The following is a 19,261-nucleotide window of genomic DNA, read 5'->3' on the forward strand; positions in this document are numbered from 1 at the left end:
CCTGTTGAGCTTTTCAATTTTTAGTTGTTTTGACGCTGTTGATTAACAGCGCGAAGTTGCTTTAAGCACTAGTGATTGGGTGCCCAAATACGAATGCCGGCATGAGTAAAAGGCACCGACTTAGAAATATTTAAGCGAATCAAAATAGGGGTAATGGCCTCTATACACCGTGCGCTGTCGGCAAGCCCCGCGTTATAGCTTTGCACGCCAAGGTTTTCGAGTAGGCCAATCACCTTGTTTTTCGCGTCTAACTGATTACCGCAAACCAACACATCGCAATTAATTTTTTCATCCAATTTGTTTAACGTGACGGCCGATACATTGTGAAGTGCGCCCACTACGGCGTAGTCGTCACCCAGTAAAGCTTGTGCCGATTCTGTGGCGGATCCTTCTGGCGGCATTACTACCGCTTTTGGATTGTTTTCAGCCAGGGGCACCACAATGTCGATAAGAATTTTGTCTCTTAACAAGGGGCGAATTGCATCTAGCGTGGCGTGATGAGCAGCCCAAGGCACGGAAAGAATGACAAATTCAGTGGCTTTTGAGGCTGCTGAAATGGTATCTGCCCCTGTAATTTTGCCTTTAGCTTCAGGTACGGCTGCTTGTAGCTCGGCAGCTTTTTGTGCGGCCTTTTCTCCGTCTCTTGAACCAAGAACAACATCTAGCCCGGCTAATGCAAAGCGTTTTGCTAAGCCTGAACCTTGAGGGCCGGTGCCCCCTAAAATTGCAACGGTCATGCGAATAAATCCTCTTTCGTGGGTCTTAATAAATCTGAAGCTTGGCTGTCAGGCTGACACGCCCACTCCAATCCTTTAAATAGAATGACGGGGCATTTGCCCTGTTTGCTCATCAGCAGTCCAGATGCACCGGCGAGCTCGTCGGCCAGGGCGGGAGCGGTCACTTTCAGGGGCCGTCCGTAAGCATCTAATTCCCCCTCTAATAAATTTAGGGCGGGAATATTGGCAAGCCCGATAGCGACGTTGGTTTGCCCTAGTCGCCATGGCCGGCCAAAGGTATCGCTAATGACTATGCCAATTCGACACTGATAATGATGTGACAACGCGCTTGCTATGCGTTTAGCACTGGCGTCAGGATCTTTGGGCAGTAAAATAAGTTCGCCGGGTGTGTCGGTATTGGATTCATCTACCGCGGCATTGGCGCTAATGTGGCCAAGGTTATGCTCGGTAATAATGATGCCTTCATTGGCATTCGGGTGTTTGTGTACCTTAACCAGTCGTTTCGACTCAGATAAAATTACTTCGACTTTACGCGGGTCTTTGTTGACTTTTTTGGCCAGTTGAATGGCTTGGTCGCTGGCGGTAACCTCGTCAATGTGAACGCAGGCGCCCTCCGCCTTCGACACCACCTTTTGTGCAATCACTAAAATGTCACCGTCATCCAGTTTTTGCCCCTGGTGAGTAAGCCCCTCAATGATGATAGCGGCCAAATCATCGCCCTTTCGAATGTAAGGAATACCTGCAATGGTTGTGATGGTCAGTGATGGCATAATTGCGCCCTAGGCTATCAGTGAGTTCATCACATCGTTAATGTGATGAAGGTCGCTAGGTTGGTCGATGTCTTGGCTTAAATGCACAGGCTGCACCGTGATATGCGAGTGCCCAGCGTGTATGGCCGCTTGTTGGTGAGCCAGCGACGATTGCTCACCAAACTGATAGCGAATGGCATTGGGTGGGCTGGTACACAAGGCATTGGTGCCGCCATCGTGTGAACTGGCAATCACTACCGGGGTGCCCGATTGCGATAAGGCAACCAATGCATCTAACTCGCTGCGTTCAAGCTTGGCAATGTCGGCAGGTAATATGAGTTGGCGCTGGAATCCTTTCGCGATAGACCATTGGGTAGCTTGCGTAAGGGCTTGATTTAAATCACTGCCTTTTTCTTCAAATACCACGGCGCACCCTAAACTACTGGCAATATCCGCAATGTACAGCGAAGGCGTTACCACTAATTTTTGCCAATGCGGAAATGTACCGTTGAGTGTTTTAAGTGTGCGCTTAAACAACTTTACTGCTAAGGCTTTCCGTAAAGCACTGGGTAAGAAGGGCGATAAACGCTGCTTACTGAACACGGGGTCTTTCATAGGGATAACAACGCATAAATCAGGCATAACAGACCTCCTCCCGTTTAAGGGAAACCTGAATAACTTCTTCCATTAGCCGCGTTTTGTCGCTGTCTGATTTCATCAACGTTGAAGTAGCATGGGTAGCCAGTCCAAATGATTCTATGGCTTGTTCATCGGCACTGTCACTGCTATCGATAATGAGCAAATCGGCAATGTCTTGATAAAACTCAGCAATGCCCGTATTGCCTGGAGGAAATTGCATTTGCTGTAACAGTTTCTCTGCTGGGCCTTTCACGGCTTTGCCATTAATTAGCGGCGATATGGCCACTTTAACGGCCGTGCTTTGGTCAATCGCGTCCTTTACTTCATTCACCGCTAACATAGGCGCAATGCTTAATAGTGGGTTACTTGGCGCAAACACAATAATGTCAGCGTGAGCAATGGCGGTTAATACTTCTTGGCTGGCGTAAGCTGTTTCTGCCCCTTTATAGGTAATGCCAGTCACATGCGGCTCGCAACGTCGGTGAACAAAGTAGGTTTGAAAATCTACCCAACCGTCGTCGGTGTTTAAGCGGGTTTGCACGGTGTCGTTGGTAATGGGTAGCACAGGTACGGTCACCCCTAAGCGCTGGCGAATTTTCTGAGTAATGGCGGTCATAGACTCGCCTTTGGCCCTTAATTCACTGCGAAAAATATGGGTAGCAATATCTAAGTCACCTAAATGCATCCAAGTGTCGCTGCCAAATTGCGCTAGCCGTGTGAGGATTCTGCAGCTGTCATTGTTAATGCCCCAGCCGGTAACGGGGTTCACGTCGTTCGCTAAGGTATACACTAAAGTATCTAAATCGGGAGACACCCAGAGGTTATGAAAGTTGTCGTCATCTCCCACGTTGCCAATAACCGTCAGGGCCTCTTTGTAGGTAGAGTGGTACAAGCCCTTTGCGGCCTTTGCGCCACCGACGCCGCCAGCAAGAAGTACGATATTTTTTGGGGTGTTCATGCGCTTACCTTTACAGGAATAGATTGAGGCGAGGAATACGCGGCGCTTACCTGCACAGAGCGTTGATAGTCGATAAGTGACAGCTGTGGTTCTGGCTTGCTTGTGCGGCCATAGTGAGCAAGTTGCTGATACAGGGTATTGCGTTGAGCGGCCTGTAACCCTGCGTGCTGAATAAAATTCACCATGTCTCTAGGCACTATCTCCTGACCATGACGAGCACCTGCCGCCCGAGAAATACTTTCATTCATCAAGGTGCCGCCGAGATCGTTAGCCCCAGCCCGTAATACTTGCGAGGCCATATCAGGGCCCATTTTCACCCATGAAGCTTGGATATTGTCGATATACCCCTGCAGCGCAATTCGGGCAATGGCGTGCATTTTAAAATGCTCGTCGCGGGTGGGGCCGGTACGTACTTTATCTGGGTTTTGCGTGTACAAAGGGCTATCTGCGTGAATAAAACCTAAGGGGACAAACTCGGTAAATCCCCCCGTTCGCCCTTGTATATCTCGCAGTAAGGTTAAGTGAGCGGCCCAGTGTTTAGGGCCATCGATATGCCCATACATAATGGTTGACGTGGTGGGAATATTCAGTGAATGGGCAGTTTCAATTATCTCTACCCAGTTTTCGGTACTTAACTTGTTTTTGGTTAGCTGACGTCGAACTTGCGTATCCAGAATTTCCGCTGCGGTGCCTGGCATGCTGGCGAGTCCCCGCGCTTTTAAGTCAGCCAAAAAGTCCCGATAGGCTGTACGCCCTTTTCGTGCGCCGTACCAAATTTCAAAAGGTGAAAAGGCGTGAATATGGATGCCGGGCACCTGCGCCGTTACTGTGTCGAGCAGTTCACCGTAATAAGATGCGGGCATATCTGGATGTAAACCGCCTTGAATGCACACTTCCGTCGCGCCTCGGCCCTGCGCTTCTTGTGCGCGCTCTGCTACTTTTTCCGTGTTTAAAAACTCGGCGTTTTCGGCGTTTTTATTAACCCCAAAATTACAGAATTGGCAGCCCATGTGACACACATTGGTAAAATTAATATTTCGCGTAATCACAAAGGTTGCGGTGTTACCGCATCGTGCCTCGCGCACTAGGTCTGCGGTATGCAGCAAGGCGTCAACCTCGGTGCCTTGTGCATGAAATAAGGCTTCAATTTCATCTTCATTAGGTACATTGCCTTCTAACGCACGCTGTAAAATACCGGCTAAAGGCAAAGGTATTTTCGCCAACTTTTTTTCTATTGATGTTGGGCTGAAAGGCAAAGGCAGTTGACTTGAGGGGGAAGTTTTAAGCATGGGCAACTCCTTGCGTACGCGTGACTGAATTTGGAGATAAACATTGCTCAACGGCAAGGCCGTCAGCGCGAGATGCCGGCATGGCTGCATGAACATTCGTGGCTAAATAGCGTTCTGCCGACCTTAGATATTTGGGGTATACCGTTAGGCGCTCTTGCAATTGATAGCCCGCGTTTTCGCATGCACCGGCAAGGGTCGCTATTTGCGGCCAGGCTCGCTCTGGGTTGATAAAGTCTTTCGTCAATGGAGAAATGCCGCCCCAATCGTTAATGCCAGCACTGATATAGGCCGTGTACTCTTGTTCTAAATTTGGCGGTGCTTGCAGCGAAATATCTGGGTGTAAAATGAGCCGCGCGGCGGCCAAGGTTAAACGCATATCGTCCAGTGTTGGTTCTGGGGCATTGGCCATGGCGGTGCCAGCTTTAGCGCGAAAGTTCTGAACAATCACCTCTTGAATATGGCCGTACTGGGCATGCAAAGCATTAATGGCCAGCAAGCTATCGATACGCTCTTCCCATGTTTCACCAATGCCAATGAGAATGCCCGTGGTAAAAGGTACGTCTAGCTTGCCTGCGTTTTCCAAGGTTTGAATACGTACGCCGGGGGCTTTATCTGGGCAGGCGTGATGGGGCTGACCCTTTTTCATGAGCCGAGCGCTGGTACATTCCAGCATCATGCCCATACTGCCACTTACCGGCTTAAGTTGTTTTACTTCCTCAAAGGTGAGGGTGCCCGCATTGACATGAGGTATCATCAAGCTTTTGTCCAATACCATTTCACACACTTCGGTGAGGTAGTTCACCATACTGGTGTGTCCCAAAGTGGCTAACCAGTCACGGGCGTAGGCGTAACGCTTTTCTGGCTTTTCGCCCAGGCTGAAAAGGGCTTCTTTACAGCCTTGTTGTTGGCCTTTTAGCACATCCGATAAAACCCTATCTCGACTTAAAATGTTGCCTTGCCCAGAGTCAGGGTGTTTCACGAATGTACAGTAGCCGCAGGTATCACGGCACATATTGGTGAGTGGAATAAATACCTTACGGGAATAGGTGAGAGTATTTGGCCAATAGGTATCGCGCACCTTAGCGGCTTCGCTACAAAGGTGTTCAAGTTCTTCTTTATCGCAGTTTGCCAGGGCGATAGCGTCTTTTCGCGATAGCATATGATGGCTCTCCTACTGTTCCTGCACGCACGCTTGATTGCGCTTTATACTGTTCTTTTTTTAATCTTTAGCATGAGTTTTACCAAATGGTAAAGAGATTATTTGATGGTTTTTTTGGTGCGTGGCGTGGCTCGAAATAGAGCAGGCTGGGTGTTTTTTAATCTGCCTGGGCGATTTAATGAATGATATATGTTGCTACATTAATCATACAAAACAACATGTTAAGGTGGTTTTTCGAGGGTGTGGAACGAGAGGAGGGATTCTCTCCCTTAGATCGGAGAAAATCTAAGGAAAATACCGTTAAAAAAATTTTGGATGCACAATAGCAGTGCGCTACGGCTTAATGCCTAACGCACTGAGGACAAACTGACATAAAAATTGGGTGGCATCGTCGAAGTCTTCTTGGGTGAGACTTGGCTTATCCAGCAATAATTGAATTTGGGTAGAAAAGTCGGCATAGGTTTGTGTGGCCGCCCAAATTGTGAAAAATAAATGCTTGGGGTCTATTGGCTTGATGAGCCCCGCCGCTATCCAGCGCTCGATAATGGTAATGTCCCTTTCGAAGGCGGGGCGTAAGTTTTCGATAAGGTAGGTTTTTAGTACTGGCGCGCCATTGATGATTTCATGGGCAAACACTTTTGAGCCGTTAGGGTAATCTCGCGACAATTCAATTTTCTGACGAATGTAGTCGCTGATGATGTCGGCAGGCGATGCGCTGGGGTCATCGTTAAACTGCATTTTCTCAAGCCAGAGATCAATCATGTTTTCCAAAACCGCTTGGTACAGTTTCTCTTTGCCAGGAAAATAGTAAATGATGAGCTGCTTAGATAAGCCTGCTTGCTTTGCCACAGCGTCCATGGCGGTGCCTGCAAACCCTTTTTGCGCAAACACGGCTTCTGCTGCGCGCAAAATATTCGCCTCAGTTTTAGCGCGGTTGGCCTGGGTTTTCGTTGCTTTTGTCATGTTGTTTTTGTGTCCTGTCGCCCCTGCTAATCGTCAGCAATGATGGCTTCTTTTCCATGTTCTCGCGCTAACGCGTCTAAGAATAATTTGACCAAACGTGTAGGCTTAGGCGACTTTCGATAAATAGCCGCAAAGTCGCAGTGATAAGCAAAATTTGCTGGTTCTATTGCCCGCATTTGCCCTTTGCCCACAAAGGACTCAGCATAGTGCTCGGGTAAAAAGCCCAGGTAACTTCCCGAACAAATTAACGTTGCTATCCCTTCTTGGTCATTAGCCACAGCCATTCGGTTTAAACCAAGGGCCATGCTTTTGTCCATATTTGGGCTATGAAAGCTTAAACCCGCGTATTTGGCATCACGAATAGCGGTATCTGGAATATTCCCCAGCGCACTAAAAAGTGGATGTTTTGCCCCGCAATACAAGTACATCTGCTCTCCAAACAAGGGCAGATAGTGCAAGCTTGATGAGGTACGGTGGGTAGGAATAATGCCAATATGGTAGCGGCCGTCAAGTATACCTTGTTCTATGGTATTCACAGGAACAACATGTATTTCCACATTCACATTGGGCGCTTGCTGCTGATAAGCATAAATGGCGTCGCTTACTTTGCAGGCTTCGTTAGACACGGTTTTATCAAACATGGCCACGACCACATTTCCCTGCAGGTGGCGGTGCATGTCATTCACTTCATTACGAAAGTCTTGAAGGGATAGTAATAAGCGCTGGGTAGATTCGTAAATACGCTTACCTTCTTCGGTGAGCGCAAAGCCGCCTCTGCCTCGATGGCAAAGCACCATGCCCAATCGCGTCTCCAAATCTTTTAAATGGCGGCTAATGGTGGAGCGTCCAATATTCAGTTCTAGTTCTGCCGCCGACAAGCCTCCGGCTTGAGCAACCACAATGAAAACCCGCAATAAACGAATATCGGTATCGGATAAATTACCTAAGATGGCACGCATAGTTTCATATTTATGAAAGTAAGATTTGAATATTTATAATTTATCGAACATAAGCGGCTGGGTAAAGTGCGCTAAGTAAACTAATTTCGAAGGAAGACAATCATGACCCAGCGGGCTTCTCAGCTATCTCCTCAGCCAATGGATGCGTTGTGGATGCCGTATACGGCTAATCGCCAGTTTAAATCAGCGCCACGCATGATTACTGGGGCACAAGGTAATTACCTGATTGATGACAGTGGCCGTAAGATTTTTGATGGTTTATCGGGTTTATGGACCTGCGGAGCGGGTCATAATCGCCCCGAAATTACCGAGGCGGTAGCCAAGCAACTTGCAACATTAGATTATGCACCGGCATTTCAGTATGGTCATAACTTGGCCTTCGAGTTGGCCGAAAGGTTAGCCGCCATGGCGCCAAGTGACATAAATAAAGTGTTTTTCACCAACTCAGGTTCAGAAGCGGCTGACACGGCCACTAAGATGGCTCGAGCCTACTGGCGTCAGCAAGGTCAGCCTACCAAAACCCGTATTATCGGCAGAGCAAAAGGCTATCACGGGGCAAGCTGGGGCGGTATCAGCTTTGGTGGTATTGGCGCTAACCGCAAAATGTGGGGGCCAGCGATGGAGTCTGACCATTTGTCTCACACGCTACTTCCACAGAACGCCTTTAGCGAAGGTATTCCTGCGCAAGGCGCCAATCTGGCCGACGAGCTTATCGAAATGGTTGCTTTGCATGATGCATCAAACATTGCGGCGGTGATTGTTGAACCCATGTCAGGGTCAGCGGGAGTCATTGTACCGCCCGCAGGGTATTTAAAGCGGTTGCGCCAGCTTTGTGATGAACACGATATTCTTTTGATCTTTGACGAAGTGATTACCGGCTTTGGACGTACTGGGGATCTGTTTGGTGCAAACACATTTGATGTGGTGCCAGATATGATCAACGTGGCAAAGCAGCTTACCAATGGTGCTATACCTATGGGCGCAGTGCTAACACGGCAGTTTATTTACGACACCGTAGTGGATGCAGGCGGCGCACCTTACAACATTGAATTGCCCCACGGATACACCTATTCCGGCCATCCGGTAGCGTGCGCCGCTGCCATGGCATCTCTGGATATACTTGAACAAGAGAAGCTAGTGGCAAGGGTAGCGGAACTTAGTCCTTATTTCGAACAAGGTGTGCACAGTTTAAAAGGCATGCCTTTTATCAACGACATTCGCAACTTAGGCTTCGCCGCCGGTTTTACCATTGAAAGTTATCCCGGTGAACCTGCACGTCGCCCCTTTGAGCTGGCAATGAAGCTGCTAGAAAAAGGGTTTTATGTACGCTACGGCGGCGACACATTACAACTTGGTATTCCATTTACTACCGAAAAATCAGAAATAGACGCGTTAATTAACGCCATGCAAGACACCCTTATGGATGCCCATGGCATGAAGAAAACGGGTTAATCCCTTCACAGAATTTATAGAGATGCAGTTATGACCACCCAAGTAGGACACTTTATTAACGGGCAGCAGGTAGCCCCACAAGATGGCAACCTTATAGATATTCACAACCCTTCTACAGGCGCGGTATGCGGACAAGTAGAAATGGCGTCGAGTGCGCGGGTTCAACATGCCATAGACACAGCACAAGCAGCCTTTCCTGCATGGCGTGCGACACCACCGGCAAAGCGAGCACAAGTGATGTTTCGTTTAAAACAGTTACTTGAGCAACACAGCGATAAAATTTGCGCACTCATCAGTGAAGAGCACGGCAAAGTTTTACACGACGCCAAAGGCGAGCTTCAACGGGGTATCGAAAACGTAGAGTTTGCTTGTGGTATGCCTCAATTGCTAAAAGGTGAACACAGCAAAGATGTTGGCCCTGGCATAGATGCATGGTGCGAGTTTCAACCACTGGGTGTGGTAGCAGGCATAACCCCTTTTAACTTTCCAGCTATGGTGCCTTTGTGGATGTGGCCCAGCGCCATTATGTGTGGCAACACCTTTGTGTTAAAGCCGTCAGAAAAAGACCCTTCAAGTGCGTTATTTATTGCCGAACTCGCGGCAGAAGCGGGGCTTCCCCCTGGTGTTCTTAATGTTGTGAATGGGGATAAAGCGGCGGTAGATCATTTGCTTGAAGACAGCACAATTCAAGCGGTGAGTTTTGTTGGTTCAACGCCAGTGGCTGAAGCGATTTATAAAAAAGCCAGTGAAAACGGAAAGCGTTGCCAAGCACTAGGGGGCGCAAAAAACCACGCTATTGTGATGCCAGATGCCGACCTAGACAATGTCGTTAATGCCCTAATGGGTGCCGCATACGGTTCGTGCGGCGAGCGTTGCATGGCAATTTCTGTGGTCCTTGCCGTAGGCGACGAAGTGGGAGATGCCCTGCGGGTTAGGCTTACACAACAAGTTGAAACCCTCAAAGTGGGCGCGGGTTGTGACAACAGCAATGATATGGGGCCACTTATCAGTGAAGCTCACTATCAAACCGTTGCAAATTTTATTGAATCTGGGGTAAGTCAAGAAGCTGACTTAGTGTGTGATGGCCGAGGGCTTAGCGTTGAAGGGTACGAAAACGGCTACTTTCTTGGTGCTACATTATTTGACCACGTAAAACCACATATGGACATTTACCAAAAAGAAATTTTTGGCCCTGTGCTTGTGATGTTGCGAGTCCCCGATATGCAAAGCGCGGTAAACCTAATTAATGAACACGAATACGGTAATGGCACCTGTTTGTTTACCCGTGATGGTGAAGCAGCGCGCTATTTTATCGACCAAGTACAGGTGGGCATGGTGGGTGTGAACGTCCCTTTACCTGTACCTGTGTCTTACCACAGTTTCGGCGGTTGGAAGCGTTCACTGTTTGGTGATTTACACGCGTATGGGCCAGATTCAGTACGTTTTTATACGCGCAGAAAAGCGGTTACTCAACGTTGGCCTTCAGCCAATTTGCGAGAAGGGAGCCAATTCTCGTTCCCAAGTCACTCATAGAGCGAGCAACGTAAAAGAACGTCAAGTTGGTTCAAAACTTGAATTCAATGAGGGGAAGTGCCTGTGTCATCACAGGTGAAAAGGGTGTGAAAACCATGAAGCCACCATGCTTTGCGGCGGCGTTAAACGAACGTCATTCACACCAAAAAGTACCGCTTACGCCTTTTGTATAGGGTGATGAAGACAAACAGCAAATGCGACAGAAAACCGAATTTGTGTGTAAGCCGATGGCCAACAACAATATTACGGTGGAATCCGTCAAAAGGTTTGACCGTTTGGTAAATAAAAGTGCATGACTGCACACAAATTGGTCATTCGAGGTTCCTGAATGACTTTTCGGTGGCTTGGCGTTACCCGCCTTGGTGTTAAAAAAGGTGTTCAACAAAACGGGCTAAAACGCGGGTTACTTACCCCAAGTGCAACGCAAAAACAAAGATAAGCATCAGCGAGGAAGTGAAATGGAAAAGCTAAGAGTAAATGGTCAGCGATTATGGGACAGCCTAATGGAAATGGGCGAAATTGGCGGCACTGAAAAAGGTGGCTGTAATCGACTGGCTGCGACGGATCTCGACAAGCAAGCCCGTGACCTATTCTGCGACTGGTGCAAGGCCACAGGTTGTGACATCGCCATTGATAAGTTTGGTAATATTTTTGCCAAACGTCCGGGGCTAAATAATGACTTGCCCGCCGTTGCCACGGGAAGCCACCTAGATACTCAACCTACTGGCGGTAAGTTTGACGGCGTATTTGGCGTGCTTTCTGGGGTAGAAGTTCTGCGTACACTGCATGAAAACAATATCACCACCCCCACACCTATCGAAGTCAGTGTCTGGACGAACGAAGAGGGGTCTCGCTTTCAACCGGCCATGCAAGGTTCCGGCGTGTACGTTGGGCGCTTTGACTTGCAAAAAGAATTGGATAAAACCGACGTTAACGGATTACGCCTAGGTGATGAATTGGCGCGTATTGGGTATTTAGGCGAGGAAGAGCTGGGTAGCCGAAACATAGGTGCATTTTTCGAAGCCCACATTGAGCAAGGGCCAATTTTAGAAGACGAAGAAAAAGCCATAGGTGTGGTGCGTTTAGGCCAAGGGATCCGCTGGTATAACGTGGAAGTTCAGGGGCGTGAATCCCATTCTGGTACAACACCCATGCACTTACGCAAAGACGCCATGGTGGCGGCCGGTAAAATTGTGACAGAAATTGAAGCATTGGCCAATCGCTATGAGAATGGCTTAGGGACAGTGGGTTTTATGCAGGTTTACCCCAATTCTCGAAATACCATTCCCGGCAATATTAAGTTTAGCGCCGACCTGAGAAACCCGAACCCAGAGGTGCTAGCCACTATGCACGAAGAGTTTGTGGCATTTTGCGAGGGCGTAGCGAAAGACAGAGACTTAGATATTTCGGTAGACAACTTCTGGTATTTTGCCCCGGTTGAATTTAATGCGTCTGATGATGTAAAGGCCGCCACCGAAAAGCTGGGCTATTCGCATATGGATATTTACGCCGGGGCCGGCCACGACGCCTGTTATATGGCTGATCTTGTGCCTTCCGGGATGATTTTTACCCCCTGTGAAAATGGCATTAGCCACAATGAAATTGAGTACTCTAGCCCAGAGCAGTGTGAAGCCGGTGCCAATGTACTGCTGCATACCATGCTAACGGCCAGTCACCGAATTGCCGAAGCTGCGGGGGCACCCACAGAAGAAAGTGAGGAGGAAATAGCATGAGCGACGATATACGCGAAGTAGAACTTTCCCCAGCGGTTAAAGCCAGCGATTATTTTAACGAAGACCTGGCCCCTACTCAGGTTTCAGAAAGAACATGGGGCACAGGTAATATCGCTGCCCTGTGGGTGGGCATGGCGATTTGTGTGCCTACGTACACCCTAGGGGGGGTGTTAACATCCTATTTTGGGCTTTCAGTAATGGAAGCCCTTTTTACCATTTTGCTAGCCAACGTGGTGGTGCTGATACCACTGACATTAAATGCGTTTCCTGGCACTAAATTTGGTATTCCGTTCCCTGTGGTTCTGCGCTCTTCTTTTGGCATTGTTGGCTCGAACATTCCCTGTTTAATTCGAGGTTTTGTGGCCTGTGGTTGGTTTGGCATTCAAACCATGTTTGGCGGCTTAGCTATTCACCTTTTCTTGTCTTCCATCTCCGATGGCTGGGCTGCACTCGGGGGGATAGGGGAAGTCATTGGTTTCTTCGCGTTTGGTGCGCTTAACGTCTATATTGTGATCAAAGGCTCTGAGTCTATAAAGTGGCTAGAAACCTTAGCAGCCCCTTTATTGCTGATTGTGGGCATTGGACTTATTTGGTGGGCAAGCGATAAAGTCTCGGTGACCGAGGTGTTAGCGACCCCCGCAAATCGCCCAGAAGACGCGGGCTTTTTCAGCTACTTCTTTGCTGGCCTAACGGCAATGGTAGGGTTTTGGGCTACGCTGTCGTTAAATATTCCTGATTTTAGTCGCTACGCTAAAAGTCAAAAAGCCCAAGTGAAAGGGCAGATAATTGGCTTGCCGCTTACCATGTTTTTGTTTGCCGCATTAGGTGTACTGCTGACATCAGCATCTACTACGCTAGTGGGGGAAACCGTGTCAGATCCCGTCACCCTTATTGGCCATATTGATAGCCCATTTTTTGTCGCTATCGCTATGCTGCTTATTATCGTGGCCACCCTTTCAACCAATACCGCTGCCAATGTGGTATCACCCACCAACGATTTTCAAAATATTGCGCCTAAATACATTAACCATACTCGCGGCGTGTTGCTTACCGGGTTAGTGGGTGTGTTGCTTATGAGCTGGGAGCTGCTGAAGAAGCTAGGTTTAATTGAGTCTGACGTTAGCGTTGAAAGCATGTACTCAAATTGGTTGCTGGGATATTCAAGTTTGCTTGGGCCTATTGCTGGCATCATGATTGTGGATTATTTCTTTATTCGCAAACAAGAACTGGACGTGGCCGCACTTTATACGTCGAGTACGCTTTATCCGAAAGTGAATTGGGCCGGCTTTATCGCTTTCTTGGTGCCGGTCGCCGTTACCTTGCTCGCGGTTACCGCCGATGTTTTCACCTGGTACTACAACTATGGCTGGTTTACCGGCTCTATCTCAGGTGCCGTGATTTATTACGTGGCTGCCAATAAGTTGCTATTAGGGGCGCAAAGCCACGTAGGCGACTTAGCGAAAGCATCATAGATGGTCAGTCAAGGCTAGGTTACAAGAGAAAAAGGACAAAACATGGCGCTATTATTAAAAGGTGGCAAGGTTGTCACCCATGAAATGACGTATACAGCCGATGTACTTTGCGAAGACGGTAAAATTACCCGCATTGCACAAGATTTATCAGCGCCAGAGGGGGCTGAGGTTATTGATGTTACAGGCAAACTTATTATGCCTGGAGGCATAGATCCGCATACGCATATGCAGCTTCCTTTTATGGGAACCGTGGCGGCCGACGATTTTGCCTCTGGCACCGCGGCGGCACTGGCAGGTGGCACCACCACTATCATCGATTTCGTAATACCCAGCCCAGGCCAGCCGCTAATGGAAGCCTACCATCAGTGGCGAGATTGGTCTGAAAAGTCTATGTCAAATTACACGTTTCACGTGGCCATTACGTGGTGGGATGACAGCGTTCACCAAGACATGGAAACATTAGCCACTGAGTATGGCATTAATAGCTTTAAACATTTTATGGCCTATAAGAATGCCATCATGGCTACCGATGACATTTTGGTCTCGAGTTTTACCCGCTGTATGGAGCTAGGAGCCATTGCAACCGTGCACGCCGAAAACGGTGAACTTGTGTATCACCTTCAACAGCAATTGATGGAAAAGGGAATAACAGGCCCAGAAGCCCACCCTTTGTCTCGTCCCCCTATGGTAGAAGGTGAAGCGGCATACCGTGCCATTAGTATTTCAGAAACCATTGGCGCCCCTTTATATTTAGTGCATTGCTCGGTACAAGAAAGTATTGATGCTATTCGTTATGCCCAAAGCCGAGGACATCATGTGTATGGTGAGGTGTTGGCAGGGCATTTAACGGTTGATGACAGTGTTTACCAAGACGCCAATTGGGAGCGCGCTGCTGCTCATGTCATGAGCCCTCCGTTTCGCGAAAAGAAACACCAAGATGCATTATGGAAAGCCTTGCAAGCCGGTACACTGCAAACTACGGCAACCGACCATTGTGCGTTTTGTAATGAGCAAAAAGCCATGGGCAAAGACAATTTTACCCAAATTCCTAACGGCACCGCGGGGGTTGAAGAACGCCTGGCAGTATTGTGGGAGAAGGGCGTAAATAGTGGCAAGTTAACCGCCAACGAGTTTGTGGCAGTGACCTCAACCAATGCCGCAAAAATTTTTAATATGTACCCGGCCAAGGGGGCGATTGCACCAGGCTCAGACGCCGATATTGTGGTATGGGATCCTAATGGTAAAAAGACCATTTCCGCGTCAACGCACATGTCTAAGATTGAAAACAATATCTTTGAAGGCATGGAGGTCACAGGCGTGCCTACACTCACTATTTGTAATGGTGTGGTGGCCTGGAAAGAGGGCGAATTACTGGCCAAAGAGGGAGATGGTCAATATGTTATGCGCCCTACTTATGCGCCTTTTTATGAGTCATTGCAGCGCCGAAAAGCACTTGCCGAGCCTAAGCCGGTAAATAGAAAAAGCTAACGTTTTCCACCTACCCTTTGGGTTGATGGTTAAACTAACGCAAAACGCCAATCACAAAGAGAAGTGATTGGCGTTTTTGTATTCACCTCAAAAAAGGCTAACTTGCCACCGTTTGACCTTCTTTGAAATATTGCAGTGCCGCCACCGCATCTTGTTTACGTTCACTAATACTCGCTAACAGCAGCAAGTCTTCTTTATTGGCCGCTAAGGTGGTGGCTTTCAGCAGGGCTTTTTCTGCTAATACATCATCGCCAGAATGATGCGCCACATGCCCTAAGGTAGAGTAAAGTGAGGCATCTTCCGGCGCTTGCTTTATCCAAGCTTCAATTAAGCGAAGCGAGGGAGCAGCATTGGGTAAGTTAAGCTGCTTAAACAAGGGGAATAGGCTGGCTTTTCTACCCCGTTTTTGCCATTCCACCAAGCAAGTTTGGGCGTCGTCGTGCATTCCTTGCGCTAGCAATTGCTGAACATAAGCCGCTTGATAGGCGTCGTCATGACGCATTTTACGAGGCAAGTTTTGCCAGTAGGTTTTCAGCTCGGAAGCCCCTTGCTTACTGGCTATTTCAGCAAACTTTCCTTTTGCGATACGTTGCGACCACAGGGTATAGTTTTCTTTAGACAGGGCTTTTCGCCATTGGCTTAAGTTTTCCTCAAGGGTATTCCACTGTCCGAGTTCAGCCAATAACTCTGCTTTCAAACGCACAACCGGCTTATTGGTTTGCGTATCTTCAGGGAGTGCATTGAGTTTTTCAAGCGCGTCATTCACGTTATCATTAGCCGCATCCAGCCTTGCCATCATAAGGGTGGCGGCCACTTTTGCATTAGGATAATCGCATGCCTGAAGTAAAAAATAGTGAGCCTTTTCGTGCTCACCTTTATTCATCGCAATTTGCGCTGACGCTAGGTAATTTACGCCCTCAAAGTCGCCATTGGTGGTTTGACTCAACGCTTTTTGGGCTTCGGTAAAATCGCCCGCCGCCATTGCCTGAAGGCCGCTATAAAAGGCGCGCTTGCGCTTGCGTTCGCCTAACGCGCCAAACCATTTGTGTGAACCTGTAAGTAGGCTAATTGCCCAAAGTGTCACGCGCCACAAAATGTACCAGCCTAATAGCGAACACAGGGTAATAATGGCAAAGCTAATGACGGTCATTTCTATGGCTTTGTTCCCCAACGAAATCAGTACATACCCCGTGTCACCCAGAATCATAGGGCCCACAATTAACGCAATAATAAAGGCGGCCAGCACCGCTAAGGCAATGACTAACCATTTCATAATGCACTTGCTCCTTCACCAAATACCTTTTTCACGCGGGTATCAAGTAGGCGCTCTAGGGGTTGCTGAGAGGCAAGCTGACTTGGGATAGGGCGAGATATATCTGTTTCACGTAAATTGGTTAACGCCCGACTAAAGCCAGATATCGACGAGCTACTTAGATCGAAGTTTTGATCGATCAAGGTTTGTGCGTATTGCAGTGATTGCTCAAACAACCCTTTTTCGCCTTGCAAAGCCGCTGACTGCGCATGCATAAGCTGCAAACGAAGCTGCTCTTTCGCTAAAAACTGCGCCTCTAAAGACATGACAGGTTCAATGGGGCCGCTCAGGGTTTTAACGGTAAAAAAGCCGTCAACCATAGAACGCCACACCTTGCTTAAGTTTTCTTTCCAGTCGTCTGTCGATTCCGATAGCTCAGGATTTTGTGCATCTGCGTCTACCGGTTTTTCAAACGTGTCTAATGGCAAGTTATCAATTTGTGCCATCATGCCTGTTAACGCTAACGCCACTTGGGTTTGAGATACAGGGTTCAGTTGCTGCAGGGTTTGAATATCTTCTGCTAAGTGAGCGCGAACCGGCAGCACCGATGGGTCAGCCAGCGACGACAGGCGCTTGTCTGCATTCACTAACAACAAAATAGCCGTACGGACATCATTCTCTAGCCACAGTTTGCGCCCGGCCATTCGGACTAAATAATCGGCTTCGGCAATGAGCCAATCGGCTGGACGGCGACCTTCCATTGTATTGAGTTGAGCAAGGGTAGCTTCGCTTTGTTGCGTAAGTGCTGTGTTCTGCTGTTTTAAGCGCTCTACATCCTTAGATAGCTGCAGATTGGCATTCGCCATTTCTTCGAATTGCGCCGTCAAGGTGGTACGCTCTTCGGTTAGCGATTGCAACTGGCGTTGGGTGTCGCTTTGCTGAGAGGCGGTTTGCGCTTCTTTGGTTTGTTGCTGGGTGTAATACCAGTAGCCCGCCGCGGCTATTCCTATGACGAGTAGGAATAAGATGATTACCACAATCCACAGTAGCCCTTTCCCTGAAGATGACTTTTTCTTATTCGCCTTGGGCGAGGCTGAGTCTTCGACCTGGGGGGCAGGTTCTGCGCTAGTATTAATTACTTCACCTTCCACAAGGTTTTTATCATCGTTGTCGGCCATTCAATACTCCCAGTTGTCCTTAATCCACGCAATCAGTGCTTGGTCTGTGGCTTGTTCGCAAACTGCCACATTTTCTATACCCCGTTTACGCAGGGTGCTCGCTATACGTTCACTTACTGTTACCCAAGGTAACGTCAAAATGTGATCTGAATGAGAGGCAATAAGCTGCATTGCCATGTTTTCACTTGTAGCGATAATGCCGCTAACATCGTCTATTTGCCAGTTATTTGTATAAAAAGGTTGCGCTAGCGCAACGCGTTTGTAAACACAGAATGGGTAAACCTGCTTGCCTTGCAACCTTAACGTATTTTGCAAGGTATCGCGCCCACCTTCTCCTTTAATAATAACGATGTCTTCACAGTTTGCCTCATTAAGTTGGTGCATAGCCAGTATACCTTCGGAGGTATGCTGTGCAGGCGTGAAAACAGTGGCTTGAGGTAGATGTGATTTTATTTTAGTGGCTGTGGCATCACCCACCGCCAATATTGGCCAATATGATGGGGCGTCTGGCCACGCTTGGGCGAGTGCCGGTACAGCAAATACGCTGGTGGCTATAAGGGTGGCGTGGCTATGCTGCAAAAGATATTGATGCAGCTTAGCGATAGCGATGTCGTTGTATTCAATATCAGAGGTGGCTACCCCTGTTACCGAAACCCCCGCCTGCCTAAAGGCGGCGACGCTGGCATCTAATTTAGGCAGGGGGCGGGTGAGTAACAACATTACTCGTATAAGGCTTTTAGAATGTCACCGGCACCTTGTTCAAGCAAGGCTTCAGCGACTTCTACACCAATACTTTGCGCATTTTCAGTAGGTCCGGTGGCAGAGGCAAACAAGAGGGTAGAACCATCGGGTTTGCCCACCATGCCGGTGAGAGTGAGTGCACCACCATCTAAAGTGGCAAAACTGCCAATAGGCACTTGGCAGCCACCTTCTAAACGCTCGTTCATGGCTCTTTCAGCAGTGACGCGGGTGTTGGTTTCACTGTGGTTAAGTGCAGAAAGAAGTTCAATAAGTTCAGCGTCATCGTTACGACATTCAATGCCTACCGCCCCTTGCCCTACCGCTGGCAAGGATACAGATTCAGGTAAAGGCATACGAATACGCGATTCCATGCCCAAGCGTATCAGGCCCGCCGATGCTAGAATAATAGCGTCGTACTCATTGGCATCTAATTTAGCTAACCGTGTATTCACGTTTCCGCGTAGGTCTTTAATCACAAGATCGGGGCGGTGCTTTCTAATTTGACATTGGCGGCGCAGACTTGATGTGCCTACTATCGCGCCTTGAGGTAAGGTGTCTAAACTCTCATAAGTATTTGAAACAAAGGCATCAAATGGATTTTCCCTTTCGCAAATTGCATGCAGACCGAACCCTTCAGGAAATGCTACCGGTACATCTTTCATTGAGTGAACGGCAATATCGGCGCGGCCTTCAAGCATGGCGATTTCAAGCTCTTTAATAAATAAGCCCTTGCCGCCAATTTTGGCTAATGGTGTATCTAAAATTTTATCGCCTTGGGTGCTCATGGGCACAAGCTCTACCTGCAACCTTGGGTGGTGTTCCAACAGTTTGGCTTTTACATATTCGGCTTGCCATAGTGCTAATGCACTTTTACGGGTGGCAATTCGAAGAGTTCTTGATGTGTTTGCTTGTGTCATAGCGGTCCCGACAATTAACAAGGATGTGCGATAGATACACTA

General features: G+C 48.3%; 17 protein-coding genes. 5 read left to right on the top strand and 12 right to left on the bottom strand.

The genetic code is table 11. The features are described from left to right. Nucleotides 1-68 precede the first annotated feature (68 nt). The 8 genes from npdG to IUA53_RS00555 all read right to left on the bottom strand — a co-directional run bounded on the left by npdG (nt 69) and on the right by IUA53_RS00555 (nt 7,453). Nucleotides 69-737, bottom strand: coding sequence for an NADPH-dependent F420 reductase (npdG, locus tag IUA53_RS00520; protein WP_196897862.1), 669 nt, complete (start codon nt 735-737; stop codon nt 69-71). Further along, nucleotides 734-1,507 carry a coenzyme F420-0:L-glutamate ligase gene (cofE, locus tag IUA53_RS00525; RefSeq protein ID WP_044445895.1) on the bottom strand — a complete coding sequence of 258 codons (774 nt, stop codon included), beginning with the start codon at nt 1,505-1,507 and terminating at the stop codon, nt 734-736. The genes npdG and cofE overlap by 4 nt, the downstream gene beginning before the upstream one ends. Before the next feature lie 9 nt (nt 1,508-1,516). Continuing rightward, on the bottom strand, nt 1,517-2,128 hold the full coding sequence (gene cofC, locus IUA53_RS00530; protein WP_044058633.1) for a 2-phospho-L-lactate guanylyltransferase: 612 nt from the start codon (nt 2,126-2,128) through the stop codon (nt 1,517-1,519). After that, nucleotides 2,121-3,083, bottom strand: coding sequence for a 2-phospho-L-lactate transferase (gene cofD, locus IUA53_RS00535; protein ID WP_196897864.1), 963 nt, complete (start codon nt 3,081-3,083; stop codon nt 2,121-2,123). Before cofD ends, cofC begins: the two co-directional genes overlap by 8 nt. Beyond that, nucleotides 3,080-4,372: a 5-amino-6-(D-ribitylamino)uracil--L-tyrosine 4-hydroxyphenyl transferase CofH gene (gene cofH / locus IUA53_RS00540; RefSeq protein WP_196897866.1), complete on the bottom strand. Its 1,293-nt coding sequence runs from the start codon at nt 4,370-4,372 to the stop codon at nt 3,080-3,082. The genes cofD and cofH overlap by 4 nt, the downstream gene beginning before the upstream one ends. Further along, nucleotides 4,365-5,531, bottom strand: a complete 1,167-nt coding sequence (cofG, locus tag IUA53_RS00545) for a 7,8-didemethyl-8-hydroxy-5-deazariboflavin synthase CofG (protein ID WP_196897868.1) — start codon at nt 5,529-5,531, stop codon at nt 4,365-4,367. Before cofG ends, cofH begins: the two co-directional genes overlap by 8 nt. A 333-nt stretch (nt 5,532-5,864) precedes the next feature. Continuing rightward, the gene (locus IUA53_RS00550; RefSeq protein ID WP_044445898.1) at nt 5,865-6,494 is read right to left on the bottom strand and encodes a TetR/AcrR family transcriptional regulator; all 630 of its coding nucleotides are present in this window, start codon (nt 6,492-6,494) and stop codon (nt 5,865-5,867) included. Between the two features lie 26 nt (nt 6,495-6,520). Beyond that, nucleotides 6,521-7,453 (bottom strand): LysR family transcriptional regulator, encoded by a 933-nt coding sequence (locus IUA53_RS00555; RefSeq protein WP_044055489.1) that lies wholly within the window; start codon nt 7,451-7,453, stop codon nt 6,521-6,523. Nucleotides 7,454-7,555: 102 nt separating this feature from the next. Here IUA53_RS00555 and IUA53_RS00560 point away from each other — a divergent pair, with 102 nt between their 5' ends. From IUA53_RS00560 to hydA, 5 genes are all read left to right on the top strand, one after another. Beyond that, nucleotides 7,556-8,905 carry an aspartate aminotransferase family protein gene (locus IUA53_RS00560; RefSeq protein WP_044055490.1) on the top strand — a complete coding sequence of 450 codons (1,350 nt, stop codon included), beginning with the start codon at nt 7,556-7,558 and terminating at the stop codon, nt 8,903-8,905. 30 nt (nt 8,906-8,935) lie between these two features. Further along, nucleotides 8,936-10,438: a CoA-acylating methylmalonate-semialdehyde dehydrogenase gene (locus IUA53_RS00565; RefSeq protein ID WP_196897870.1), complete on the top strand. Its 1,503-nt coding sequence runs from the start codon at nt 8,936-8,938 to the stop codon at nt 10,436-10,438. A gap of 458 nt (nt 10,439-10,896) precedes the next feature. After that, nucleotides 10,897-12,171, top strand: coding sequence for a Zn-dependent hydrolase (locus tag IUA53_RS00570; protein WP_044055492.1), 1,275 nt, complete (start codon nt 10,897-10,899; stop codon nt 12,169-12,171). Continuing rightward, the gene (locus IUA53_RS00575) at nt 12,168-13,643 is read left to right on the top strand and encodes an NCS1 family nucleobase:cation symporter-1 (RefSeq protein WP_196897872.1); all 1,476 of its coding nucleotides are present in this window, start codon (nt 12,168-12,170) and stop codon (nt 13,641-13,643) included. Before IUA53_RS00570 ends, IUA53_RS00575 begins: the two co-directional genes overlap by 4 nt. Nucleotides 13,644-13,685: 42 nt before the next feature. After that, complete coding sequence (hydA, locus tag IUA53_RS00580; protein WP_196897874.1) at nt 13,686-15,131, top strand: dihydropyrimidinase; 1,446 nt, start codon at nt 13,686-13,688, stop codon at nt 15,129-15,131. 97 nt (nt 15,132-15,228) lie between these two features. Here the strand turns inward: hydA and IUA53_RS00585 are convergent, their stop codons facing one another. Genes IUA53_RS00585 through hemC form a run of 4 tightly spaced genes read right to left on the bottom strand, consistent with a single transcriptional unit; the run spans nt 15,229 to nt 19,219 of the window. Continuing rightward, entirely contained in the window at nt 15,229-16,404 is a 1,176-nt protein-coding gene (locus IUA53_RS00585) for a heme biosynthesis HemY N-terminal domain-containing protein (RefSeq protein WP_196897876.1), read from the bottom strand. Further along, entirely contained in the window at nt 16,401-17,561 is a 1,161-nt protein-coding gene (locus IUA53_RS00590; RefSeq protein ID WP_196897878.1) for a uroporphyrinogen-III C-methyltransferase, read from the bottom strand. The genes IUA53_RS00585 and IUA53_RS00590 overlap by 4 nt, the downstream gene beginning before the upstream one ends. Further along, nucleotides 17,562-18,281: a uroporphyrinogen-III synthase gene (locus IUA53_RS00595; RefSeq protein WP_196897880.1), complete on the bottom strand. Its 720-nt coding sequence runs from the start codon at nt 18,279-18,281 to the stop codon at nt 17,562-17,564. Beyond that, nucleotides 18,281-19,219 (bottom strand): hydroxymethylbilane synthase, encoded by a 939-nt coding sequence (gene hemC / locus IUA53_RS00600; RefSeq protein WP_196897882.1) that lies wholly within the window; start codon nt 19,217-19,219, stop codon nt 18,281-18,283. The genes IUA53_RS00595 and hemC overlap by 1 nt, the downstream gene beginning before the upstream one ends. Nucleotides 19,220-19,261: the final 42 nt, after the last annotated feature.

It is taken from the genome of Alteromonas sp. B31-7 (genome assembly GCF_015767655.1).
GTDB lineage: Bacteria > Pseudomonadota > Gammaproteobacteria > Enterobacterales > Alteromonadaceae > Alteromonas > Alteromonas australica.